This is a genomic window from Candidatus Kirkpatrickella diaphorinae (assembly GCF_025736875.1).
Lineage (GTDB): Bacteria > Pseudomonadota > Alphaproteobacteria > Acetobacterales > Acetobacteraceae > Sorlinia > Sorlinia diaphorinae.
On the sequence record NZ_CP107052.1, the window covers coordinates 2,069,147 to 2,094,602 of the forward strand.

Sequence of the window (25,456 nt, forward strand, 5' to 3'; positions counted from 1 at the left end):
GGGCTGCCGCCAAAAGGTCGATCCTGACCGACCCTCTCCATGCCGCCCCCATAAATTTACTGTTGACGAAAAAGCATTATTACTGTCGATGCAGCGCCTGAATCTGGCGCAAATTGCCTTGAGGCAAGTCAGAGACAGGAAGGGTGCTTATGAGTCAAAAATTATCACAGGACTCGATCAACAAGGCATTGTGGAACGTCTGCAATGTTTTTAGAGGGACGATCAGCCCGGACGCATACCGAGACTATGTATTGACGATGTTATTCCTCAAATACATTTCAGATGTCTGTCTGGACCACTATGAAAAAATTGAAAAGAAATTTAGTAACGACAAAGAACTGATTGACATGTACTTGCGGGAGGAGCGTTTTGCCCTGCCGCGGGGAGCCAGCTTCTACGCGCTCTATGAGCAGCGTCATAGTCCGGGAAGTGGGGAACGCATCGACAAGGCGCTACATGCTATTGAGGAAAATAATGGCACGAAGCTCAGAGATGCTGGGAAAAGCGTCTTTCAGGATATTAGCTTCAATTCCGACCGACTTGGGGATGAGAAGCAGATAAATACCACTCTGCGCTATGACGACGACATTGAAAATTGTGAATTTTTTTGGAAGGAGGCGATAGGCGCCACCTCGTCCTGCGCCAGAATAAGCCTGATGTCGCACCCATGAATCATCAGGCTCTCTCCTCATTTATTTGGTCGGTCGCTAATTTATTGCGTGGGGATTATAAACAGTCCGAATATGGACGGGTCATCCTTCCTTTCACAGTTCTTCGCCGTCTGGACTGTGTGTTGCAAAAGACCAAACCGGCAGTTCTGGCGGAATTCAAAGCCAGGACTGAAGCCGGAATGCGCGACCCCTCGCACTTCCTGAGGGCGAAGGCCGGCCAATCCTTCTTCAACACGTCGCCACTCGATCTTGAAAAGCTGCTGGGCGATCAGGATCATATCCGGCAAAACCTATATAATTACATCCAGGCCTTCTCCGAGAGTGCGCGGGATATATTTGAGAGCTTCGATTTTTACGTCCAGATAGAGCGTCTTGCCAAATCAGATCTGCTCTATCTGGTGACGGAGAAATTCACCAAAATCGACCTTCATCCTGATACCGTCGATAATGCTCAGATGGGATTGGTGTTTGAAGAACTGATCCGCAAATTCTCGGAGATCTCGAATGAAACGGCCGGGGAGCATTTCACCCCGCGTGAAGTCATCCGCCTCATGGTCAATCTCATCTTCATCGAAGACGATGATGTATTGAGCTCCGGCAAAGCAATCGTCCGCACAATTTACGACCCGACAGCAGGCACAGGCGGTATGCTCACGGAGGCTGAGGCGTTTCTGCGGCAACATAATCCGAAGGCACGCTTGACAATGTTTGGTCAGGAGCTCAATCCGGAATCCTACGCCATCTGCAAGGCGGATATACTCATCAAAGGCCAGGAAATCGGCAATATCATCGCCGGGAATACCCTGTCTGACGACGGGCATGAGGGGAAGAAATTCGATTACATGCTCTCCAATCCACCCTTCGGCGTGGAGTGGAAGAAGGTCGAGAAAATCATCCGCAAAGAGCATGAGCAAAGAGGCTTTGATGGTCGCTTCGGCCCCGGCCTGCCGCGCGTGTCGGATGGGTCCATGCTTTTCCTCCTGCATCTTATCAGCAAGATGCGCCCGGCAAGCGATGGTGGAAGCCGCTTCGGAATTGTCCTGAATGGCTCACCTCTATTTACTGGTGGCGCGGGGTCAGGCGAGTCCGAAATCCGGCGATATGTGCTGGAGAATGACCTGGTCGAAGCCATTATCGGCCTGCCGACGGACATGTTCTATAATACCGGCATCGCCACTTACGTGTGGATCCTCTCCAATAAGAAGCCGGAACAGCGCAAAGGCTTGGTGCAGCTGATCGACGCGTCGCATTTCTGGCAGAAAATGCGCAAGAGCCTCGGCAGCAAGCGTAAGGAAATGAGCGACGCGCAGATTGACGACGTCACCACCTTATTCGGCGCTTTTATCGAAGCTGAACAGGCGACCGTGCTGGATGCTGAGGGCAAAGAGGTCAGCTCTTCCATTGTGCGCGAAGGCGAGGCCGCGCCAGATGCGCCGGATGGCGGCAAGGTGAAGCGGAAGCCGATTTCCCGCATCTTCCGCAATCGGGATTTCGGCTTCACGACGGTGACGGTTGAACGCCCGCTGCGCGATGAGCAGGGTGCAATCGTGCTGGGCGTTAAAGGCAAACAGAAGGGGAAGAAGCAACCCGACACGACATTGCGGGATACGGAGAATATTCCGCTTTCTGACGATATCGGTGCTTATTTCGCCCGCGAGGTTTTGCCGCACGCGCCCGATGCATGGATTGACGAGGCCCGGAGCAAAGTGGGCTACGAAATACCCTTCAACCGACATTTCTATGTATTTGAGCCCCCGCGTGAGCTGCATGAAATCGACGAGGAACTGAAAGCGGTCGCCGCCAACATCATGACGATGCTGGGGGAGTTGGTGGGATGAGATTGCCTGCTTATCCGGAGTATCGGGAGAGTGGTGTTGCGTGGCTTGGCAAGGTGCCGGCGCATTGGACTATTGATCGTCTCAAAACGATTTTCTGCATAGTCGGAGGTTCCACTCCGAAATCTGACGAACCTTCGTATTGGAATGGAGAAATAGTTTGGATAAGCCCTGCGGACCTGAGTAGCTTAACGTCTCTATTTGTTTTTAGGTCAATACGCAGAATAACTCGTTTGGGGCTGGAGTCATGTGCAGCTTCCTTAGTCCCGGCGGGGTCAATTGTCCTCTCGACGCGGGCGCCTATCGGATATTTGGCAATATCAACTATTGAACTTTGCACTAATCAAGGTTGTAAAGCACTTGTGCCGAAGCAGAATGACCTTTCCTTATACTTTGCGTACTATTTATCGATTTGCACGAAGAGCCTTAATTTATATGGAAAGGGAACGACATTTTCAGAAATTTCCGGCGATGCGTTGGGAGCTTTCCACACTCCCTATCCTAGCAAGTTTGAGCAGACCGCTATCGCGGCTTTCCTTGATCGGGAGACAGGGAAAATTGATGCGCTGATTGCGGCGCAGGAGAAGCTTCTCGCATTGTTGGCGGAAAAACGTCAGGCCACCATCTCCCACGCCGTGACCCGCGGCCTCAACCCCGACGCCCCTATGAAAGATTTCGGCATCGCATGGCTCGGCAAGGTGCCTGCGCATTGGGAGGTTAACCCGATCAAGTCGGTCGCGACAATAAACGACAACGTTTTGCCCGAATCCACAAACCCATCGTGTCACATAAATTATATCGACATCGGTAGTGTCAGTTTGGAGGGTGGAATTCGTAAGATTGACACATTTCAATTTGCTGATGCTCCGTCCCGAGCGAGAAGATTAGTCAAACAAGGTGATGTAATAGTCTCGACTGTTAGAACATATTTGAAAGCAATCACGTCCATCTCTTCAGATTTTGCAAATTTTGTTGTATCCACGGGTTTTGCGGTGATCCGCCCGACGATCGATTTACAAAAAGAATTTGCAAAGTTTTGTCTGCAAAGCGACTACTTTATTGATGAAGTGATTTGTCGATCGACAGGGGTGAGTTATCCCGCAATAACAGCGACGGATTTAGGAAAATTATCTTTGCCTTTTCCCTCCCGCGAGGAGCAAACCGCGATCGCAACGTTCCTCGATAAAGAGACCGGGAAAATTGATGCGCTCGTCGCGGCGCAGAAAAAGCTTTCCGAGCTCCTCAAGGAACGCCGTAGCGCCCTCATAGCCGCCGCCGTCACAGGTAAGATCGACGTTCGTAACGCGCTTTCTGAAGAGCAGGCTGCGTGACCGACATCCAGCTTTTCCGCCTTTCCAACGGCGTGGCGACTGAGTTACCCAGTCAGGCCGCGAAGCTGGAGCGCGCGTTACAGAGTTTGCTTGAAGCCAATATGTCAGTCTGCCTCGGTGTGCGCTTTCTTGCCAGCGAATATAAGACTGGCAAGACGCATAAGGGGCGCATCGACTCCCTTGGACTGGATGAAAATGGCTACCCGGTCATCATTGAATATAAACGACACAATAATGAGAATGTCATCAATCAAGGGCTTTTCTATTTGGATTGGCTTTTGGACCATCGGGCCGAGTTTCGATGGCTCGTCATGGAAAAACTGGGCAAGGACGCTGCCGACCAGATCGAGTGGATGGGGACACGCCTCGTCTGCATTGCCGCTGACTTTACGCGTTATGATCAGTATGCCGTTCAGCAGATCCCACGAAATATTGAATTGCTGCGTTACAAATTGTTCGATGAAGAATTGCTGTTGCTGGAACTCGTCAATTCTCAAACGGTGCCCGATGCCACTTCGTCTAAAGAGACGACTTCCAAATCTGCATCGGGTGCGCCGCATGGCTTGACGACGCATGGCAAGGACAGATCTGTCGAAGAATGGCTCGAGATGGGCTCCGACCCGCTTCGGGAGCTTTACACGCAGACTGCCAGCTACCTCAACAGCCTCGGTGATGACGTTCAGGAAAAGCACCTCAAACTCTACACGGCCTTCAGACGCCTGAAAAATTTCGCATGCATCGTGGTCCAGGCGCATCGCCTTCTAATCACACTGTCGATTGATCCGGCTTCCGTCTCTTTGGAAGAGGGTTTTAGTCGGGATGTGACCCATGTCGGACATTGGGGCACCGGCAATCTGGAAATAACCATTCGAACGCTTGAAGATCTGGAGCGGGCCAAACCTCTCCTTGAGCGCAGCTATTGCGAGAGCTGAGTTGAATCGGACGACACCGGCACATTTAGAAAAAACAGGGTAAATAATGAGCACGCTGCATCAGGAACATCATTTTGAGGCCGAAATCTGCCTAGCCTTAGCCCGCAAGGGCTGGCTTTATGCCGAAGGTGATGCGGCGCATTATGACCGTGCCTACGCCTTATTCATGCCTGACCTGCTGGCGTGGCTTGAGGAGACGCAGCCCGATAGCTGGCAGAGCCTGACGAAGATGCACGGCCCTTCACTGCCCGTGCGACTAGCTGAGCGCCTCCGTAAATGCCTGAGTGAGCAAGGAACGCTCAATGTTTTGCGTCACGGCATGGACATGCTGGGCCTCAGAAAACCTCTAAGTTTGGTACAGTTTAAGCCTGCGCTCGCGATCAACCCAGTGACGCAGAAAAATTACGAGGCCAACCGACTGCGCGTCGTCAGGCAGGTACGTCATTCAATCAATAATCCGCAGGACGCGCTGGACCTGGTTTTGTTCGTCAATGGCGTGCCCGTCGCCACCGCAGAGCTGAAATCGGACTTTACGCAAAGTGTGGAAGATGCCGTTGATCAATACCGCTTTGACCGAGATCCGCATCCGAAGGGGCGGCAGATTGAACCTTTACTGAGTTTCCCGGGCGGAGCATTGGTTCATTTTGCCGTCAGTCAGGCCGAGGTCAGGATGACAACCCACTTGACCGGGCCGTCAACGACATTTCTGCCCTTCAATCGCGGTCACCATGGCGGGGCCGGCAATGCGCCGAATCCCGATGGCTTTGCGACGTCTTATCTGTGGGATGAAGTTTGGGCGCGGGAAAGTTGGCTTGATATATTGCATCGCTACCTTATCGGACGGCGCGATGCGAAAAAACAGCTCAAGAGCGTCATTTTTCCTCGATACCACCAACTGGACGCAACGCGGAAGATTGTGGCGGATGCGCTGGAGAAAGGTGCAGGAGAGCGATACCTGATCCAGCATTCCGCGGGTTCCGGCAAAACGAATTCCATTGCCTGGACGGCTCACTTTCTCGCGGATCTACATGATACGGATCACAAAAAAATCTTCGACACCGTATTGGTTGTGTCGGATCGTACAGTTCTGGACGCGCAGTTGCAGGAAGCCATCTTCGATTTCGAGCGTACACATGGTGTTGTGGAAAGCATTACCCGTGAGCATGGTAGCAAAAGTGCTCAACTCGGTCAGGCCCTCAAGAATGGCAAGAAGATCATCGTGTGCACCATTCAGACTTTTCCATTCGCTTTGCAGGCTGTGCAGGAATTAGCCGCGACAGAAGGCAAGCAATTTGCGGTCATCGCGGACGAAGCCCATAGTTCCCAGACAGGTGAGGCCGCGTCCAAACTTAAACAACTCCTCTCGGCCGAGGAGTGGGCTGAATATCAGGATGGTGGCGAAGTCGATACCGAAGTTCTACTCGCCGCACAGATGAAGTCTCGCGTTGACCTTAAAGGCCTAACCTATATTGCTTTTACAGCGACGCCGAAGCAGAAGACGCTGGAATTATTCGGACGCCCCGGCGCCGATGGCAGGCCCACGCCCTTCCATGTTTATTCCATGCGTCAGGCGATAGAGGAAGGCTTCATCCTTGATGTCCTGAGAAATTACACAACCTATAAGATGGCATTTAAACTTGCGCATAATGGGCAGGAGTTGGATCACACCCAGGTTGAACGCAGTGCCGCTTTGAAGGGCATTATGCAATGGGTGCGCCTCCACCCTTATAATATTGCGCAAAAAGTTAAGATCGTCGTTGAGCATTATCGCGAGAATGTCCAGCCGCTCCTGAACGGCAAGGCCAAAGCCATGGTTGTCGTCGCAAGCCGGAAAGAAGCCGTTCGTTGGCAAAAAGCCATAAGGGCTTATATTGCGGAGCAGAGATACCCGTTGCAGGTTCTCGTCGCGTTTTCAGGCGAGGTTGATGATCAGGAGAGTTACCCTGACCCAGTCACGGAGAGCAGCAGGGAACTTAATCCGCATCTGAATGGGCGTGATATTCGTGATGCCTTTGCGGAGCCGGATCATCACCTCCTCCTCGTCGCCAACAAATTTCAGACAGGTTTTGATCAGCCACTCCTGTGCGGTATGTACGTTGATAAGAAACTCGGCGGCATCCAAGCGGTACAAACACTTTCCCGCCTAAATCGAGCTCACGCCGATAAAGATACGACTTACATTCTCGATTTTGTGAACGAGGCTCAAGAAATTCTCAAGGCGTTCAAAGCTTACTACGAAACGGCGGAGCTCGAAGCGACAACTGAACCTGAGCAGATACTCGATCTGCGCTCCAAGCTCGACGCTGCGGGATGTTTCGACAATTTTGAAGTTGAGCGGGTCGCATCCGTCGAACTCGACCCGAAGGGAACGCAATCACAGTTACAGGTCGCAATCGCGCCAGTTGCTGACCGTTTATTGAAACGTTACAAGGCGGCCCAAGCCAAGATCGTGACTTCAGAAGCCTTGAATGATGCGCTTTCCACGCAGTCTGCGCGCGACAGTTTGAACGCATTGAATCTTTTTAAACAGGATGTGGGTGCTTATTTTCGATTGTATACATTTCTTTCACAGATACTTGACTATGGTAATACTGACTACGAGAAACGCTTCATATTTTTCAAACGCCTTCTCCCTCTATTGGACTTTGGTCGCGAGCGCGACCAAGTCGACTTATCCAAAATTTCCTTGTCGCATCACAGCTTGCGTAACAAAGGTAAACAGCCCATTCATCTGGAACATGGAGAGGCGCTGAAATTAGCCCCAATGAATGCTGTCGGCAGCGGAGCCGTTCACGATAAACAAAAGGCCTTATTGGATGAAATTATCCAAAGTGTTAATGGTCTTTTCGACGGCGATTTGAGTGAAGAGGATCAACTCATTTATGTTAACGGCGTTTTGAAAGGCAAGTTATTAGAGAACGCGACACTTGTGGAGCAAGCCGCTAACAATAGTAAGGAGCAATTCGCTAATTCTCCAGATTTAAATAATGCGCTTTTGGACGCAATTATCTGCGCGCAGGAAGTTCACCGCTCGATGAGTCTCCAAGCGCTGAATAGCCCACGCACCTTCGAAGGGCTGAAAATTTCTCTTCTCGGACCGACTCAACTTTACGAGAATTTGAGAGAGCGATATTTTGCAAGGCCAAGTCAAAACTGACCTGGGTCCGAGAATACTCGATTGATCGTGTTTTGTTGGCAGAACGGCTCTTGAATACTGTGTCAGGGTCGGGGAAGTACTTCGTCTTGGAGAGCGGTTAGAGATTGAGGTGCATGCGCCGCCTTGTTCAATTCTTGAACACCCATAGCGAGGCTTGCTGGGTCATCTCGTCGGGCCACGCGCCCTTAGGTGCAGCGCGACGCAAACAGGCGGGGTCGTAAGTTCCGCCCATCTCTCTAAAGCAGCCGTGTTGACCGTCTACTAGCCAAGCCTGGTTCAATCCTTCCACTCACATCGTCGCAGAATCTCATCGACCTCTTTTGAAAGGCGCTGCGCGTAGCGCCTCAGCTCCGCGAAGGACGCGTTCGGGTCAATATCATCGAATTCGATCGGCATGCGAAGTTTTTCGCCGTCTGCACGCGCGATGGCGAGGTGATGAATGATCTCGTCTTCAAACGTCCGACGTTTTTTTTTGGCGGATTTACTGATCCATTTCCTGAGATTCAAAGGAACGAGCAGTTGAACTGGGGGATATTTGTACGTCATGAGAGATTTTTATAACGGTCTTTAGGATCGTTCAACGGTAATTTAGCGAGTCGATAAAAAGTTATATGAGTTATTATTGTTTAAATGATCAGAATACATTTACCTATATTATAGATATGCATTAAATAAGATGTAATTTACCTTATAACTCAACCGTGAACGGTAGAGCGGACGGTATTTGAGGATTTTTCGCATGTCGGTTGTATTCAAAGTTTATACTGTCACGCGCGGTTGACTGCCCTCCAAATTTGATAAATTACGGGTTTCGAACGCAGTTGGTAAGCACGCTTGTATTAGAGGTCCCCCCCCCGGAAAGCACAGTCACGCTGAATCCTGAGTGAGCGTAATATACTTCGTACGCCAATGGAGAGCTTTGGCACGCTCGTCTCGCACTTGAAGCCTCTCTGCCAAACGTGCAACTTTATTGCCAAGTTAGTTCAAGTTAAATTGAGATGGAGAGACATGGGGCTCATATACAGAAAAACTTTAGAGCACAATCCCCACTCGCAATCCATGGTGCGGACAGTGGGACGCAAAACCATGCAGGTTCGAAACGCACTTCAGTGAAGCTTTGAAAACCCCGAAGGTATTCAGGAGATGTTGCACAAGAAGGTAGCAGGGTTTACCACTCCTTCAATAAGCAGATCCGTGTCGCAAGACGCTGTTTTGTTTCCAATCCAACCCTGCATTCCTTATCAAAGGCAGTCCAGGTCTCCCCCCGTAGCGCCATGGATGGCTTCCTAGGATTGTCCGCGACACTTGTGTTTCCAGCCAGCTTCAGTGCGGTCAATGATGAGGGCGCGTTCGAACTCGGCAAAGGGAGGGTAGAAGGATCATCGTGAGGCTTTCCTTCATCTCATCTCTAGCGGTGCCAACCTCTTGAATCGTTATGGCGATGCCCTATTGCCTGAAGTTCTGGCGGACAGCCGGAGTGTAGAGAGTGGATCTTACGAGCCTGACGAGCTCAAGTCCGACCTGCTCATGACCTAGATGCAGTATTCTCAGCAATTTCGCAAATAGTGGTCGGTCATCAGATTTCACGGCGCCAAAAATCTTTTCCTCGAAGATGTTGCCCTCCGGGATACCCAGGCCAGTCAAGGCGTCTTCCGGCATATGCAAATCCCGTCCCTTAGTCGTTACTCTGCTTTAGCCATATTTAATGTAATTCCACCTATAGTTTCGGTGGGGATTTGTGGCTGTTCATTTTCGTTTGTTTTCCGCAATTTTTTTGACATCGCTTTTTTCCTCATTTACGACGGAATTGTGTAACGAATATCTCGATATTTATGTAAGGGGCTATTTTTCGAAAAGTGGAGGCGGGCATTTTGTTTGCGCGCCCATTTCGGGCATGAGGAGGACAAAGTCGAATTCCGCCCAGCGTCCATCACTGGTTCCGAAGTCGACGCTCTGTTCTAGCGAAAGCAGTGATTCCGACTCCCGACGAACGGATAGCGAGGAATCAGGACGATATTTACGATCACTCTATAACGCTCCAGGTAACGTAGGGAGTCCAAGTTCCTTTAGAAAAGAGTTGTGCCTCGACGTTGCTTCTCGAATCTGCTTTTCGATCTTGCTCAACTCTTTTTGAACGGCTCCCAAGTCGATTTCTTCCTCGCTCACGGCGGTGCTAATGTAGCGAGAGATGTTGAGGTTGTAGCCTTCCTCAGCGATGCGTTCCATGCTGACACGCTTGGAGTAGCGGTCCTCCTCATTGCGGAACTGGTAGGTTTTGATGATCTTGTCGATATGCTCATCGGTGAGCTGATTCTGACGTCTGCCCTTAGCAAATTGTTCCGCTGCGTTGATGAAAAGCACGTCATCCGGTTTCTTGCACTTCTTTAACACAAGGATGCAGACCGGAATGCCGGTTGAATAAAAGAGGTTCGCAGGCAGTCCGATGACCGTGTCGATGTGGCCATCTTTTAGCAGCTTAGTTCGGATTCGCTCTTCCGCCCCGCCTCTAAACAGCACCCCGTGGGGAAGGATGATGGCCATCACACCCTCATCCTTCAGATAGTGGAATCCGTGCAGCAGGAAGGCAAAGTCTGCGGCCGATTTAGGTGCCAGCCCGTAATTTTTAAACCGCACATCCTCGCCCATCGCCTCAGTTGGGTCCCAACGTAAGCTGAAGGGCGGGTTAGCCACAATGGCATCGAAAGAAGGCTTCTTGGCTGGATTCAACTCGCGCAAGATGTCCCAATCGTTGGTCAGTGTATCGCCGTGGAAGATTTCGAACTCCATATCCTTCACGCCATGCAGTAGCATGTTCATGCGCGCGAGATTGTAGGTGGTGATGTTCTTTTCCTGTCCGTAGATTCTGCCGATGCCGTGGGGCCCCATGCGTTTTCGGACATTAAGTAGCAGCGAACCAGAGCCGCATGAGAAATCTAGCACGCTGGCGAGCCGTTCTTTCTTTCCGGTTGCGGGTTCCTGGCTGTCTAACGTCACGATCGCGGAAAGGATATCTGAGACCTGCTGAGGCGTATAGAATTCGCCCGCTTTCTTCCCAGAACCGGCGGCGAATTGGCCGATAAGATATTCGTAGGCGTCGCCAAGCGCATCCTCATCGGAGGAAAAGTCGGCGAGCCCTTTCGCAATTTCGGTGATGACGGCGCCAAGTTTAGCGTTGCGATCAGCATAGGTCCGACCGAGCTTGTCAGAGCCAAGATTTATTTCCGAAAAAAGGCCGCTGAATGTGCTCTGAAAGGACTCGTTCTCAATGTATTTGAAGCCCGCCTGCAGGGTGTTCAGCAGTTCGTCGTTCTGGGTGCGCGCCATATGGGCGATGCTGGTCCAAAGGTGTTCCGGCTTGATGACATAGTGCGCCTTGAGACGCATCTGCTTTTCAAAAGCAGCAACATCATCGGGGTTCTGCGCGTACCACACAGATAGGGGCGAGCGCCCGCCATTGCCGATCGCATTAGGATCAGGGTAGTCAGGCCCGAGCTCCTTCTTCGCGGCCATCTCGTAATTGTCAGAGAGGTAGCGCAAAAAGAGGAACGACAGCATGTAATCACGGAAATCGTCCGCATTCATAGCGCCGCGAAGCGTATCGGCGGTGTTCCAGAGCGTTTTGCCCAGTTGCTTTTGACTTTGGTCGTTCATTATGCGGGTGCTTCCTCAGGGACGGGTGCTTTTGCCGGGGCTGGAACAACTCCCGGGAGGGCGAATTCGAACCGCGTGATAAATTCGCGCAGGATGCGGCGGAACAGTTCCTTGTTATCCTCGCCCATCTCCGAGGGTTCATGGATGGCATAGCCGCCGTGGCTTAGCAGGTTCAGGGCCCGGTTGAACAGCGCCTGGTCTTCTTTGTTAATCAGCGCCTTCAAGCAGTAGGCCATGCTTGGATGACCGAAGAAAGAGGCTGTCTTTTCCATAACGCTGCGCAAGGCGTTGAAGTGGAAGGTGTAGAGCTTCCCCTCGTCGGGATCGGCGGCATGCTGCAACTCGGCTAAAGTGGCGACGTGATGGAAGAAGGGCGTATCCTTGGTCGCCTGAAGCGTGTAGGCGCCGTCGCCGTTTGGGCGGTGCAAGAAATAACGCTTATGGGAGATCTTCCTTCCGACCTCGGTCCGCCTGCCCATCTCATTACACATGACGGTGAAGAACAGCGCGTGGTGGGACGAGAAGATTACCTTGATCGGGGCGGGCCCACCGACAGCATCCTTCCGGGTGGCTGCCCGGCGGAGAAGCTTAGCCAGATCGCAGGCCACGGAAACCGCGTTGTTGTCATCGAGCGACGAGATCGGGTCATCGATGTAAAGATACTTTTTGCTCTGATAAGATTCATGGCCATCCAGCATACGTTCGCAAATGGCCATGAAGATGCACCAAATGAAAATGTATTGTTCTCCACGAGAAATCTTGATATTTGACTGATCGCCCTTACGAAAGCTCACAATTACGGGCTTGAAGATTTTCTCCTTGCCCTGCTGAACATCTTCATAGGTGAAGTCAAATTCGAAGTCAGCGTATCGCGACAGGTAAAGACTGATTGTCTCGTCCAGCGCGAGTTCGGCCATCGCGTTGAGGAAGGATGATTTTTTATTCAATTCAAGGTGTCGTATGCTGTCGCCGTCAAGGTCGTTTTCCCAAACGAAAAGGTCCTCAGTGAAGGCGTTGAAATAGAGCGTATCGGGCGTTCCGGTCGGGTTCTTCTTTGTCCTGCGTTTACCTGCGTCTTTGAACTCCATCGACAGGCGGGTCTTGCCCGTGCGGTTATAGGCGTAGAGCAGCACAAGATCGGCGTCGTTTAGATCGTCCCGCAGCCGAGTCACCAACGCGCCTAAGTTCTGGTAGGTGCGGACACCGTTCATGCGTTAACCTCCCCAACCCGGGGGAAAAGCTGCTGCAACAGGCCCTTCTTATGGGTCTTGAGGGTGTTGAGCTTTCGGGCCTCGACGGCGATGAGGCCGTCGATAGAGGTGAGGCAGTCGGCGATGCGCTTTTGTTCAGAAATATTCGGCGGACGTGGGGCCTTCATTTGTCGCAAATGAGAAGGTCCGAAGTGCTTAATTCCACCGCCAACGGCCGCGCTTTCAGCTTGTCGCTGAAAGAATGGGCTTCCCAAAAAAACTTCGAGATAGCTGACATCTAGTCGAGTATTCTTAGGTTTGAAGCGTATAAGACCGGTATAAAATACGGCACCTGCCGCGACCTCATCAACGATAGCCGGACGCCCGAGGGACGCACTACATGAAACGAGGATGTCACCAACTTCCAATCGGAAGTGAGACCACTTCTTCGCAACCTTTTCAGGATCTAGGTGGTTGCATCCTTTGAGAGATACGCTGCGTTCAATGAGACCTGACAACCGAACTAATGGAACTCCTTCATCGTGGAATTCCACCGCCATAATGCCTGGACCCTCTTGGAAGAAGATCAAATCAGCGAAGTTGTCCAGTTTCCACTCTCCCGCCTCACGAAACTCGGGGAAGCGGAGGCGGGGTTGGGTTTCACCTTCTTGGGGGAAAAGCTGCTGCAACAGGCCCTTCTTGTGGGCTTTCAGCGCCTCCACCTTCCGCCCTTGCGCCTCGATCAGCGCGTCCGTGGAGGCCAGACAGTCCGCGATCTTTTGTTGTTCGGGGTGTGACGGCAATGGAAGGCGGATATCTTGCAGTCTTCTCGGAGAAATGCCCAAGACCTTCGCGCCCTGCGCTTCCCTCTGAACCTGGCGTCTAACCGACACTGATTGAAAAAGGTGTCCGCCAAACCCAACAGCGACTTGCTTTTTCGTTGGGTGAGCAAGAATGGTGTGAAGGCCGGCGACAACCTTCTCGTTGTTTAAGTAAGTGATCTCCATGCACTTACCGATATCCGCCAAGTCCTCAGAGGCGTCTGCAAGGATTAAATCACCCTCTCTGCAAAAGCTTCCTTCCCTAAGCGACCCGAGTTCTGCTTCATTCACATATGGAACTATCTCTTTCGTGATGTAAAAATGACTTGAGAACTTTGTATGAATATCTCCGTAGTGGACATTCTTGATAGAACCGGAAGAATAATTTAGCTTTTCGCGAGACAGGGAGTTATTGCTCCCGAACGAATAAATTTCTCCCATCGGTAAGAGTGCCCATTCTTCCGCCTCCTTAAACTCGGGGAAGCGCAGTTTGGGCACCAATGCAGACTCACCACGCGTCGCGGCTGGCAATTTTCCCTTACTGCTCATAAGCGCTGAGCCCCAAAATCTCGCGCCCACTGGTAAGCCTCAACAAAAGCGGCAATAGGTCGGCCATCAGGTCCAGCTCCTTCACCTGCCGCGCCTTCCAATTTAGCTCGAGCGGTTCCATCAGGTCGGTCAGCGCCTCGCCATCGAAGATCATGCGTTGCAGAATGATGTCGACAAAGCCTCTCAACGCCTCGGTCGCGAGCCCATGCTTGCCCGCAATGTCCATCAGTTCGGCTGCGATCTTCTCCGCTTTGAAACGGCTGTAGCCATCACGGATGGCCTTTTCGCTGAGCCCCTCGCCCGACTTGAGGGTGTTGATATATGCCGCGATATCCTCGCGCTCATCCATGAACTTGGCATCGGACTGCATCAGGCCGATCAGTTCTTCCCGGCTCATCATTTGTTTGCCGGGTGTCGCCTCGGAGTAGCGGGCGATTAGACCCATGATATAATCATAGTCGATGACAGTTGAAGCAAAGAGGACAAACTCGAAATCTAACTGGTCGGCGTCGGGCGTCGGCTTGCCCGTCCCCTTGCTCTGCTGACTTCGCAAACGCTGAGCAGTTTCCAGATAGGCCCCGCGAAAGCCGATCAAGTTATCGCGCGGCAAGATCTGGTCGATCGTTGCGGAATTTTCGGGGGTCAAGTCGGTATATTGATCAAGCTGTGTTTTAAGCCGCTGGACTGCCTTGAAATGCTCGATAAAGGCCGCACGGGCAGCGTCGCCCTTGAGGTTGGGCACTGCCTCGGGGGCACAATCGAGGCCCTGCGATTTCATGAATGTATCGAGCTTCTGAACGGCGGTCTCCAGCTTCTTAATGACCACAGGTGCCTTGTCGACCAGCCAGATTTCGCGGGCCTTTTCAGCGGCCGCCTCGCCGGAGAAGAGGGCGATAGCGGCATCGACCGCTCCCTCCTGCTGGCGGAAGTCGAGGATATTGCCGTAGGGCTTGGTGGCATTCAGCACCCGATTAGTACGCGAGAAGGCTTGGATCAGACCGTGATGCTTGAGGTTTTTGTCGACGTAAAGCGTGTTCAGGAACTTAGAGTCGAAACCTGTCAGCAACATGTCGACGACAATCGTGATGTCGATCTTGTGGCGCGGCACATCCGGATAAGCTTTCCGCAGGTCAGCTTCGGGCCATTGCTGGTCTTTAATGCGCTTCTGCACGTCCTGATAATACTGGTCGAACTCGCCGATTTTGTGGTTTGTGCCGTAATTGGCGTTGTAGTCCGCTAGGATGGCTTTCAGGGCCTCCTTCTTTTTCTCCGGCTCAATCGCGTTGTCTTCCTTCTCCGTCGGCAGATCCTCTTGGATCTGCTTTACGTCAGGATCGCCTTCAGCAGGCGGAGAAAAGATGCAGGCGATGTTCAGAGGCTCGAAGCTGGGATCGGTAGCTTGCTTCTTAGCCTGCATGATCTTGAAAAGCCCGTGATACTCTATGGCATCATTGATCGACGATGTGGCGAGCAGGGCATTGAACCGGCGCTGAGCGGTGGCCGCATCATGCTTGGATAGGATCGCCTCAACAACCGCCCGCTTGGCCAACGGTTCGCCTGGCTTGGGCAGGCGCTTACCCTGCGGTTTAAAGTAGTCGATGTGGAACCGAAGGACGTTTCCATCTTCAATCGCGTGGGTGATGGTGTAGGTGTGAAGACGCTTATGGAAGAGGTCTTCCGTCGTTTTCATACTCGCTTGTGTATCTTCAATCCTCTGCTGCGCAGCGTTCTGATCAAAAATGGGCGTCCCAGTAAAGCCGAAGAGTTGGGCGCGCGGGAAGAATTCCGTGATAGCTTTGTGGTTCTCGCCAAACTGTGAGCGGTGGCATTCATCGAAGATAAACGCAATGCGCTTGTCGCGCAGGGGTTCAAGCTGTTCCTTGAAGCTCTTCCTGCCGTCCTTTTTCTGCTGCTTGTTGCGCTTGCTATTCCCGCTCAGTGCAAGGCCGAGCTTTTGAATCGTGCAGACGATGACCTTGTCGGTATAATCTTCAGATAGAAGGCGTCGGACGAGGGAGGCGGTGTCTGTGTTTTCCTCCACGCAACCTTCTTGAAACTTATTGAACTCCTCGCGAGTTTGCCGATCGAGGTCTTTGCGGTCCACGACGAAGAGACATTTTTCGATATCTGGATTATCCTTGAGCAAGGTCGATGCCTTGAAGGAGGTAAGCGTCTTGCCGCTTCCCGTCGTGTGCCAGATGTAACCGTTGCCGCAATTCTGAGCGATGGAATCGACAATCGCTTTGACCGCGTAAATCTGATACGGCCGCATCATCAGAAGCTTCTGCTCTCCTGCCACCAGAACCATGTAGCGGCTAATCGTCTGACCGAGGTTACATTTAACGAGGAAGGTCTCAGCGAAGCTATCAAGATGGACAATCTTTTTGTTGTTTAGATCGGCAAACTCGTAGACCGGCAGGAATCGTTCCTCTACATTGAAGGCGAAGTGGCGCGCATTATTATTTGCAAAATAAATCGTCCGATCGCGATTGCTGACGATGAAAAGCTGAAGAAAGCATAAGACCGTCTTGGTATATCCGTTCCCGGGGTCGTTCTTATATTCGACGATCTGTTCCATGGCACGACGTGGGCTGATACCGATGGTCTTGAGTTCAATTTGAACAACGGGCACCCCGTTGATCAGAAGAATGACGTCATAGCGATGGTGGCTGTTGTCTGTGTTGATACGAAGCTGATTGACTACTTCAAAGGAATTCTTGCACCAGTCCTTAGTGTTGACGAGCGTGTAGTTCAGCGGCGTTCCATCATCGCGGGTGAAGCTGTTTCGCTCTCGAAGGATGCGCGCGGCCATGTAGACATCCGGCGTAACAATTTCGTCTAGCAGGCGTTGAAATTCTGCATCGGTTAGGCTCACCCGATTCAGCGCCTCAAACTTTGTCCTAAAGTTTGACTCTAAAGAAACGCGATCACGGATATCAGGTCGATATCCGTATTTGAGGCTCTCCAATTTAGCTAGAAAGGCCTTTTCAAGATCGCGTTCGGCCTGACCCGTTGGCATCGCAGCGCTCACGATTGCGTTGTGCTGTTTGGATTTCGGTCGACCTTCACGTAGTTCACTTCGATGCCTCTCAATCGTCTATATTCCTCAGTGGCCTCTACAACTGCAACTGGCCTTCTATGTTCGGCCACCGCCACGGGCTCGACACGAGCGAGGTCGAAAAGTCGGCCCAAGCGATATTTTGCATCTTTCGCTTCTAACGTTTGCATCGACCCAAATCGATTAGGAAAAGGTAATTTATGGCCATTTTGGCCGAATGAGCAATGGGGTGTTGCCTGACATCATGTGGGCTCCCTAACACTCTTAATGCCCGCTCGCATTCACGCCATGACTCGACGCTGTATTGGTGACAGTGAGGAACGTCTTCTCCTTGTCATCGCACCGTCACGATATCGAGACGAGACCTTACCTGCAGTGGCCGCGGGCGCATATACGTAATGCCTCACCGAAAATTTTCTTGTGCGAGTTGTTAGCCATCGAATATTGGCCTCGGATCTGTAACAATAGAGTCGGAGCGCGCTCCTATCGTTCCTCATAGTCGGACGAACGGCGGAAAACATGTTGGAGGGCGCCAAATTGGACCTCCCACCTTCCTCCCAGTCAAGACTTTTCTGTTACAAATACATCGGGTTCAGATTGCACGAGCCTGAGAAATTCATCCCCCACCAACCATGGTGCGAACTATGGGACTTGAACCCATACGCCCCGAAGGACTCGAGATTTTAAGTCTCGTGCGTCTACCATTCCGCCAAGCTCGCTTTGCAGCTCGCCGTCTAGCATGGGCGGGAGTTTGCGGAAAGTCTCTTTATCGCGCCAGAAGCGCCGCTGTGTTCTTTTTCAGCCATGTCTGATGATGGCGGCGCTGCGTGTCAAACTGGTCGACATAATCCCAGAAATCCCGGCTGTGATTAAAGTGCTTCAGGTGCCCCAATTCATGGATGATGATACTGTCTCGCACCGTCTCCGGCATCAGGATCAGCCGCCAGCACAGCATGATGCGCCCTTTTGAGGAGCAACTGCCCCAGCGGCTGCGCGTGTCGCGGATGGTGATGGCGCGGGGTGTGACGCGCATGCGTTCCGCCCAGATGAAAACGCGCGGGGGCAGTGCCCATTTGGCCTGAGTCATGAGTGGATGGGTCACGCGGCTCATAAGCCCGGTTCAGACACGTCGCGGCGCTTTGCGCGCCCGTTTCTTCGGGCGTGGTCGCGCGGATGCGGGGGGGCGCAATGGGTCCTCCCCCGGCCAGTCAACAATATGGCGCTCCAGCGGGCCGGCATAACGTTCACTAATGATCCGCCCGCGGCCGGAGATCCCCGCCTGGTGCACCGACTCCCGGTTGCCGGTAAGGAGGGGGTGCCAGTCCGGCAAGGGCTTTCCCTCATCCATCAGGCGATAGGCGCAGCTCGGGGGCAGCCAGTCAATCTCATGCACCATTTTCGGCGTCAGGGCGATGCAGTCCGGCACCTTGCGGAAGCGCTCGCCATATGAAGCGCACTGACATGTATTGAGGTCAAGGAGGCGGCAGGCCACGTCGGTAAACATCAGCGTATCCGTGTCCTCATCCCGCAATTTATGCAGACAGCACAGGCCGCAACCATCGCAAAGGCGTTCCCATTCGGAAGGGGATAATTCTGAAAGCCGTTTGGTCTCCCAGAAGCGCTCAGTGTTCGTCATCGTCAGTTACAGGTCCAGTTCAGGCCGAAATAAGAGGCTTGCCGACGCTGAAGACCATGTTTTTACACTTTATTCAACGCCAGACGATACAGGCAACGCATGTGACGAGAATAAGAAGCGCGGTCATAATGGCGGCGCGACAATAAAAAGGGACGAAATCAAGTCGAAAACGCTGCCATCCGGATGCGCCCAGCCCCCGCGCTGTGCGGGTGCTTGTCGGGTCACGTTGGCGCTGCCGTGCCGCAAGTGGCAGCAGACACAAGGGCGCGGCTGAAATCCCAGCGAGGTAGAAACTCATGTCATCCCGCGACGCGCAGGCAAGCTGCACAAGCGTGATCGCCATCGCAATACCGGGGAGAAGCAGCAGCAGGCAGAGAACCACCGGCGCCTGACGGTGCAGAATGCGCGCAATGCTCAGCAGGAGGCTGAAGCTCGCAATACCCAGGATGCACATGGCCACATTCTCAAAGCCGCTCATCGTGACTCCACCCATTGTGCGAAACGCTGCTCAAGCGACGTGCCGTGACGCAGCCAGAAACCATCATCAATAACAAGGAGCGGCGGCGAGGCGGTCTCAAGGTCGCTCGGTATCGTCAGATGTGGGGGTGCGGCCCGCAACTGCCAGATCGCGGCATTATTCTCCGCCGTGCTGCCATCATGCGGTACCGCTGCCACGTAGTTTTCAGCGAGCATGTTGTCCGTCGCGAAGGCATATAGGTCCTCCCGCGTGGTGCTGCGCAAAACGAGGATGGATTGTGTCGGCATCAGGCCCATCAAAGCTTCACCATCCTGAATGATGCGCGCGGCATCGCGTGCGTCGCGCCACCATGTCAGATAAGGCCGGATCTGGTCGAGTTTCTCCAGCGCCCGGCTGACACCCTCATCCGTCGCGAGTTCACGATAAATATCGTGCGGCTTGACGCCATCGGCCAGAAGCGCGACCTCCATTGTCAGGCGCGGCGACAGGGGTAGAGCCCGCTTACCGGGGTGGCGCGCAATGTTCCAGAAATCACCCCATGACAGGCTTGCATGTCCCAAGCGCTGACGGTCCCATAGAAGCACGTCACGCACCGCGCCGACTTCGACACTGCAAGGTGATGTGCCACGGGCTGAAAGCGGACGCTCCGGCGCGATGACACGCAATGCACCATTGAAACAATCCGTGCCGATCCGATAAGCGTCGTCGATAATGATTGGCGGGGAATCAGCCGTCACCGACGATATCGCATGATGGGACGATTGCGATTCGATGAAATGATAAGGTCCGGAAAATATCATCGGCGTCGGCATCTCATTGAATAAGGGCGGGACCTGCACGGTAAAAGCGGGCTTCCTCACCGAAGGTGACGGCAGGGCAACATGCCGCAATTTATGACGTCGCGCCTTGCGGACAGGTTGGCACGGCTTGTGATGGTCACCGCGCCCGCATTGCACGCCATGCTGAGTCCTTGCCGCCACTGATGACGCGCCGAGGCTGGGCAGGAAGGCGAGTAAGGCGCAAGTAAACAGAAAAAGGGGCAATCTCATCCGAAGGGGATTCAATCCTGGCTCCTCGCCACCTGCATGCGGCCCTGCTTCGGAAGTCGGGCCGGAGAGAGCACGTCATCGAGCATCGGAAGGCGTATCTGATCCGTGATTGGCGTCGAGAACTGGTACATGGCTGACCCTCTCGTGCCCTCCCTTTAACCGTCACCGGGCTCATCATAAGGGAATGCGCGTGCATTTCCCGCGATCCATGCAAGATAGACCTTTTGGCCCGGTTGAATGGATGCGGAATATTGCATTGGCATGCGCCGGATGTCCACTTCCGTTCCATCACTGAGTTTGCAGCGAAGGTGAATATGGTCCCCATTATGCCGTATGTCCTGAATGATGGCCTCCAGAGGGGCCTGATCCTCCTCATCGAGCTGCGCGCCCGTCAGGGATAAGGCGATCTTCTCCGGTGTGACGCATAAAGTGCAGAGATGATCCTCCTCCACATCTTCCGATGACTGGGCGGAGACCATCGTGCCGCAGGGGAGGCGGATTTCCGCAATGTCATCAATGTTCCTGACAACGTAACCTGTCATAAGGTTGGCGTGGCTGAAAATGCGCGCAACATGGGGGGAGGCCGGGCGGTCCATCAATGTCGGCGCGTCCGCACATTGCTGAAGCGTCCCACCACGCAGCACGGCGATCCGCCCGGAGCTGAAAAAAGCCTCGTCCCGCAGACGCGTCAAATGCAGGATTGTCAGGTTGAGGGCGCGTTGCAGCATCATGACCGATTTGGCGCATCGCGCCCGCGCGTCGTCGCTTAACCCTTCAAAAGGACGGTTCAGGATCAGTATATCGGGGGCATAAGCAAGAAGCCTGCCTAAACGCGCTCTGAACCGCATTTCATCATCCACTGCATCCGGGCGCAGATGCGTATGGGGGTCAAACCCAAGTAGCGCGCCGATCCTGCCAATGCGTTCCGTCATCGCGGCTCGTTTCTCTCGGCGTGCGCGAAGAGGGAAGGCAATATTGTCGTAGATGGAAAGATGGCTGAAAAGCCCATCCCGCCCGTCAAGCGCACCGACAGCGCGTTGATCCGGGGGAAAATGCGTGCAGTCGATCCCGGAGATGAAAATCCGGCCGGAAGGCGCCGCAATCTGACCCATGACGATGTCCGTCAGGCGGTCCATGATGGCCGCGTTGTCACTCAGGACGGTCAGGTGCTCATATGGCTTGACTTCGAGCGAAAATGGGCCTGAACTCGAAGTTAAGCAAATGTCGTGCAACGCGAGAGATGCAGCATCCTGCTGCTTCGGGTCATGCATGAAACCTCGGCATTCTGTCGCTCGTTTTGAAGGCTTGGCCGAATATCGGACCCGACCCATCCTTACCAGGAGAATTGCGATGAGAAAGCATAACGTCAAGCACCTCGCCAAGGAAACAACTCAATCCGCGCAGGAGCAGATTGACTCGCTGAAATCGCAGTTGGAGCAGCTCCTGAATGGCCGCATCAACCCTGCCCTGCTTGTCGCTGCGGAGAAAGCAGACCACGCTGTCGCCAATGCACGTGAAATCGGACACGCACAGGTTGAAAAGGTCGAATCGCGCGTCCGCGCCCGTCCGGTCCCTGCGATGGTGATATCCGCCCTCGTCGGATTTGTTCTGGGCCGACTTTCCAGATAAATGGTTTTCCGTTACCTGATGATGCGAAGGGGTCACCCATCTGCGCCACAGATGATGCGTCCTTCATATCGGGTGTAAAGCCCTCAATAAAGCGTCAGAAGAAGAGAGTGAGCGAAACATGAAACTCATCGACGTCGGGCAGGAAGCCGTCAAAGCGCAGGGCGATGTGATGCAGCGTGTCGCGGCACGATGGGGGCGGCGGGCTGCGTGGTTCGTGCTGGCGGCGATCTTCGGTGTGTTTGCGCTGGTCTCCCTCCATGCTGTCCTCTGGGCCGGTGCGCTGGTCGTTCTGCATTTCAACCCCTTGACGGCGGCGGTCACGGTGCTGGGCATTGATGTCGTCATCATGTTCATCTTCTTCCTCCTTGGCACAAGGCATGTTGCGGACCCGCTTGAATTCGAGGCGCGCCTGCGCCGGGATCGCAAATTTGCGGAACTGCGCCAGACTCTCGCTCTTTCCACGTTTATCGGTTTGCTTATAGGCCCGGTGGGGCGGTTTTCTGGACGTCAGGCTTTCAAGGTTGCACGCAATATCTTTTTCCGCCGCTGATGTCTTGACGGTGCCGGGCGCTCAACCGTCCGGCCTGAAGCGATCATTGTCGCTTTTCGACGCAACAAATGTTATAAAGCCGCGCATTACCTGTTTCGGGATTACCCCGAAGAGAAAGATCGCCGCGCGGCGCTTACGGCTGAATGCGCCATGCTGGCGGGAAGAGAGAGGTCGCGCGACGCGGTCCAGACATGCTTGCTGAGTTCAATCTGTTCGGCGTTCTGATCGCGCCCATCGCCATCTACGCACTCTTCGCCATCCCTTTGACTTTAATGCTTCGCTTCATATTATGGCGTGTTGGTGCTATGTCATGGTTCTGGCATTGGCCGCTTTTCCAGATCGCGCTTTATATCTGCGTCCTGTGCCTGATGGTTGTCTATGTCTGAAATCCTTGCCGGAAGACGCTTCTCGTTATCGCGTGACGTCGCAACGCGGAGAGAATTTTTATCATGAAAGCGCTGATCCGGGTGGCGTTGACCGCTTTCGTCCTCATCTGCGCGGCGATGCTCTTCTATACTCTGTGGCAGACTTACATGATCGCGCCTTGGACGCGGGATGGGCGGGTGCGTGTCTATGTGGTCAAGGCCGCGCCTGAGGTTTCCGGCACGGTTGTTAATGTGCCGGTCCGGGATAATGATTACGTCCATAAGGGTGACCCTCTTTTCGTCATTGATCCGATCCGGTTCCGACTGGCATTGAAGCAGGCAGAGGCTGAACTTGCTGCGGCACGGGAAGACCTCAAATTAAGGCAGAGCGATGCGAAGCGTCGGCGCGGCCTTAATGGGATCGTCTCGCGGGAAGAGCAGGAAATCTATAATTCGAACGTTGAGACGCAGATTGCCGCAGTCAATGCTGCTTCTGCGCGCGTGGATACGGCCCGCCTCAACCTTCAGCGCTCCATTATTTATGCATCGGTTGACGGTTACGTCACCAATCTCAATCTCCGTGTCGGTGATTACGCGGTGGCCGGTCAATCAAGGATCGCCGTGATTGATGCCCATAGTTTCTGGATCAATGCTTATTTTGAAGAAACGAAAATGTGGGGCGTGCATGTCGGGGATGTCGCGCGTGTCAAGCTGATGGGCTATCGTGACCTGTTACCCGCGCATGTCGTCTCTATCGCCCGGGGCATCAATGATCAGAACGGCCAGCCGGACGGGCTGGGCTTGCAGGATGTCAACCCGATTTTCACCTGGGTGCGCCTGGCGCAACGTATCCCCGTCCGTGTGCAGCTTGACAGCGTCCCGGATAATATCCTCCTCGCTGCCGGTATGACATGCACGGTCACGGTTGGTGAGCCGGGAAGGGGGCAACGCGGGCGTCTGACAACATGGTTACAGAACCATTTATGACCGCGCACGCACGCCACTTCAAGGGGTTGGCCAGCCTCATTCTGGCGGCGGCTTTCGGGCTGAATGCATGCACGGTCGGCCCCGATTACAAGCCCGATAAAATGGATCTGCCGGGTCGTTTTACCGAGGCCCCCCACCAGGCGACGCCAGCGGACATTGCCGCTAGTGAGGCGGCTTTGCGAAACTGGTGGGCGTCTTTTGGGGATGCCACGCTGACGGATCTGGTGCAGCGGGCCATTACCGGCAATTACGACCTCAAAATCGCCGACCAGCGCATCATCGCTGAGCGCAGCTTGCGGCAACGCGTCGCCTCCTCCTGGTACCCCCAGCTTGACATTAATGCTGGCGGGGGCACGAACCGCTACTCAATCGCGATCGGTAACTGGCCTCTCCGGCCGGGCAATCCAGCCAATCACCCGCAGGCTTCCGTGCTGACTTACGGCGCGACAGCAAGTTGGGAACTTGACGTGTTCGGGCGCATTCGGCGGGAGGTGGAGGCGAGTGACCGCGCCATTGACGCCAGTATTGAAGCGCGCCGGGCGACCCTGATGGTGTTACTTTCCTCCGTCGCGCGAAATTACATCCTCCTACGCGGCACGCAGCTCAAACTTTCCATTGTCATGGCCAATGTCGTCCGCGCGGAGGACGCGCTGCGCGTCACAGAGCAGCTTTACCATGAGGGTGTCAGCAACACGCTGCAAATCGCGCAGGCGCAGAGTGAGCGTGATCGGGAGCGGGCGGAGCTTGAACCCCTTCAGCTCAAATGTGAGAAACTGATCCACGCGATCAGCGTCCTGCTTGGGGAAATGCCCGGGGATTTGCGGGCGCGTCTCGATATCCCGATGGAGACGCTGCATCACAGGCAAAGCTGGTATCTATTGCCGCGCGTCCCGACCTTACCCGCGACGCTTCCGTCAATCGTGGTGGCTAATCGGCCCGATATCCGCCAGGCGGAGCGGGAATATGCTGAGGCCACGGCTGAAATCGGTGTTGCTGTCGCCCAGATATACCCGCAATTTTCGATCCCGCTGACGTTTAATCCCAGCGCTTCAGCCATGTATCAGGCCTTCCAGATCAATGCGATGAGCTGGAGCGCCTTGCTGATGGCGAGCCTGCCCGTGATGCATGGCGGACGACTGACCGCCCAGATCGCCGCGGCGCGGGCGCGGGCGGAAGCCAGTCGTCAGGCCTATCGCAAATCGGTGCTGACGGGATTTCAGGAAGTCGAAGATGCGTTTTCCTCCTGGACGCATGATGCGCAATGGGTGACGAAACTTCATCTTGCAGCCCATGAGAGCGCGATTGCATCCGACCGCGCCCGTCGCCTTCATGCTGCAGGGCTGATTGATTTCCTCAATGTTCTGGCAACGCAGCAGGCAACGCTTGACGCGCAAAATCGGGAGGCGGATGCGCGTATTGCCAATGTGCTGGACGCTGTTGACCTGTATGTCGCCATCGGCGCCGGGTGGCAGGGTAACGCCCTGCGCGACACGCAACTTCCCGTCAGTGTCACAAAGCAGAACGCCTTATCACGCGCTTTCTCGCGTTGAAAAAGGCTTGATTCGCG

The 25,456-nt window shown here is 53.8% G+C and carries 19 protein-coding genes and 1 tRNA gene; 10 read left to right on the forward strand and 10 right to left on the reverse strand.

The features are described 5' to 3' along the window. The first annotated feature begins 149 nt into the window (after positions 1-149). From N5W20_RS09115 to N5W20_RS09135, 5 genes are read left to right on the forward strand one after another with little or no spacing between them, the layout of a single operon-like run. Entirely contained in the window at positions 150-671 is a 522-nt protein-coding gene (locus N5W20_RS09115; protein WP_319806826.1) for a type I restriction-modification system subunit M N-terminal domain-containing protein, read from the forward strand. Continuing rightward, complete coding sequence (locus tag N5W20_RS09120) at positions 668-2,509, forward strand: type I restriction-modification system subunit M (RefSeq protein WP_319806827.1); 1,842 nt, start codon at positions 668-670, stop codon at positions 2,507-2,509. Before N5W20_RS09115 ends, N5W20_RS09120 begins: the two co-directional genes overlap by 4 nt. Continuing rightward, positions 2,506-3,837 (forward strand): restriction endonuclease subunit S, encoded by a 1,332-nt coding sequence (locus tag N5W20_RS09125; protein ID WP_319806828.1) that lies wholly within the window; start codon positions 2,506-2,508, stop codon positions 3,835-3,837. The genes N5W20_RS09120 and N5W20_RS09125 overlap by 4 nt, the downstream gene beginning before the upstream one ends. After that, entirely contained in the window at positions 3,834-4,769 is a 936-nt protein-coding gene (locus tag N5W20_RS09130; RefSeq protein WP_319806829.1) for a DUF5655 domain-containing protein, read from the forward strand. The genes N5W20_RS09125 and N5W20_RS09130 overlap by 4 nt, the downstream gene beginning before the upstream one ends. A gap of 46 nt (positions 4,770-4,815) precedes the next feature. Next, positions 4,816-7,926: a type I restriction endonuclease subunit R gene (locus tag N5W20_RS09135; RefSeq protein ID WP_319806830.1), complete on the forward strand. Its 3,111-nt coding sequence runs from the start codon at positions 4,816-4,818 to the stop codon at positions 7,924-7,926. A 2,028-nt stretch (positions 7,927-9,954) separates the two neighbouring features. On the opposite strand, the gene N5W20_RS09140 is transcribed toward N5W20_RS09135, so the two are convergent. The 10 genes from N5W20_RS09140 to N5W20_RS09185 all read right to left on the reverse strand — a co-directional run bounded on the left by N5W20_RS09140 (position 9,955) and on the right by N5W20_RS09185 (position 21,629). Beyond that, complete coding sequence (locus tag N5W20_RS09140; RefSeq protein ID WP_319806831.1) at positions 9,955-11,577, reverse strand: type I restriction-modification system subunit M; 1,623 nt, start codon at positions 11,575-11,577, stop codon at positions 9,955-9,957. Continuing rightward, positions 11,577-12,788: an ATP-binding protein gene (locus N5W20_RS09145; RefSeq protein WP_319806832.1), complete on the reverse strand. Its 1,212-nt coding sequence runs from the start codon at positions 12,786-12,788 to the stop codon at positions 11,577-11,579. The genes N5W20_RS09140 and N5W20_RS09145 overlap by 1 nt, the downstream gene beginning before the upstream one ends. Next, positions 12,785-14,137, reverse strand: coding sequence for a restriction endonuclease subunit S (locus tag N5W20_RS09150; RefSeq protein ID WP_319806833.1), 1,353 nt, complete (start codon positions 14,135-14,137; stop codon positions 12,785-12,787). The genes N5W20_RS09145 and N5W20_RS09150 overlap by 4 nt, the downstream gene beginning before the upstream one ends. Then, a complete protein-coding gene (locus N5W20_RS09155) occupies positions 14,127-17,168 on the reverse strand; it encodes a type I restriction endonuclease subunit R (RefSeq protein WP_319806834.1) in 3,042 nt (1,013 codons plus the stop codon). The genes N5W20_RS09150 and N5W20_RS09155 overlap by 11 nt, the downstream gene beginning before the upstream one ends. A gap of 660 nt (positions 17,169-17,828) precedes the next feature. Then, positions 17,829-17,914: transfer RNA gene (locus N5W20_RS09160), tRNA-Leu, on the reverse strand. Between the two features lie 47 nt (positions 17,915-17,961). Continuing rightward, positions 17,962-18,282 (reverse strand): M48 metallopeptidase family protein, encoded by a 321-nt coding sequence (locus N5W20_RS09165; RefSeq protein ID WP_319806835.1) that lies wholly within the window; start codon positions 18,280-18,282, stop codon positions 17,962-17,964. Positions 18,283-18,315: 33 nt separating this feature from the next. Next, on the reverse strand, positions 18,316-18,831 hold the full coding sequence (locus N5W20_RS09170) for a YcgN family cysteine cluster protein (RefSeq protein ID WP_319806836.1): 516 nt from the start codon (positions 18,829-18,831) through the stop codon (positions 18,316-18,318). A gap of 73 nt (positions 18,832-18,904) precedes the next feature. Beyond that, complete coding sequence (locus N5W20_RS09175) at positions 18,905-19,309, reverse strand: hypothetical protein (protein ID WP_319806837.1); 405 nt, start codon at positions 19,307-19,309, stop codon at positions 18,905-18,907. Beyond that, positions 19,306-20,358: an extracellular solute-binding protein gene (locus tag N5W20_RS09180; protein WP_319806838.1), complete on the reverse strand. Its 1,053-nt coding sequence runs from the start codon at positions 20,356-20,358 to the stop codon at positions 19,306-19,308. Before N5W20_RS09180 ends, N5W20_RS09175 begins: the two co-directional genes overlap by 4 nt. A gap of 155 nt (positions 20,359-20,513) precedes the next feature. Continuing rightward, positions 20,514-21,629 (reverse strand): ABC transporter ATP-binding protein, encoded by a 1,116-nt coding sequence (locus N5W20_RS09185; protein WP_319806839.1) that lies wholly within the window; start codon positions 21,627-21,629, stop codon positions 20,514-20,516. Positions 21,630-21,708: 79 nt separating this feature from the next. On the opposite strand from N5W20_RS09185, the gene N5W20_RS09190 reads away from it, so the two are divergent. The 5 genes from N5W20_RS09190 (at position 21,709) to N5W20_RS09210 (ending at position 25,439) form a co-directional block, all read left to right on the forward strand. Beyond that, positions 21,709-21,987, forward strand: a complete 279-nt coding sequence (locus N5W20_RS09190) for a hypothetical protein (protein ID WP_319806840.1) — start codon at positions 21,709-21,711, stop codon at positions 21,985-21,987. Between the two features lie 118 nt (positions 21,988-22,105). Further along, positions 22,106-22,537 (forward strand): hypothetical protein, encoded by a 432-nt coding sequence (locus tag N5W20_RS09195; RefSeq protein ID WP_319806841.1) that lies wholly within the window; start codon positions 22,106-22,108, stop codon positions 22,535-22,537. Positions 22,538-22,728: 191 nt separating this feature from the next. After that, positions 22,729-22,923 carry a DUF1656 domain-containing protein gene (locus tag N5W20_RS09200; RefSeq protein WP_319807882.1) on the forward strand — a complete coding sequence of 65 codons (195 nt, stop codon included), beginning with the start codon at positions 22,729-22,731 and terminating at the stop codon, positions 22,921-22,923. A gap of 63 nt (positions 22,924-22,986) precedes the next feature. Next, complete coding sequence (locus N5W20_RS09205) at positions 22,987-23,889, forward strand: efflux RND transporter periplasmic adaptor subunit (RefSeq protein ID WP_408869401.1); 903 nt, start codon at positions 22,987-22,989, stop codon at positions 23,887-23,889. Beyond that, positions 23,886-25,439 carry an efflux transporter outer membrane subunit gene (locus N5W20_RS09210; protein WP_319806842.1) on the forward strand — a complete coding sequence of 518 codons (1,554 nt, stop codon included), beginning with the start codon at positions 23,886-23,888 and terminating at the stop codon, positions 25,437-25,439. Before N5W20_RS09205 ends, N5W20_RS09210 begins: the two co-directional genes overlap by 4 nt. Positions 25,440-25,456 lie beyond the last annotated feature (17 nt).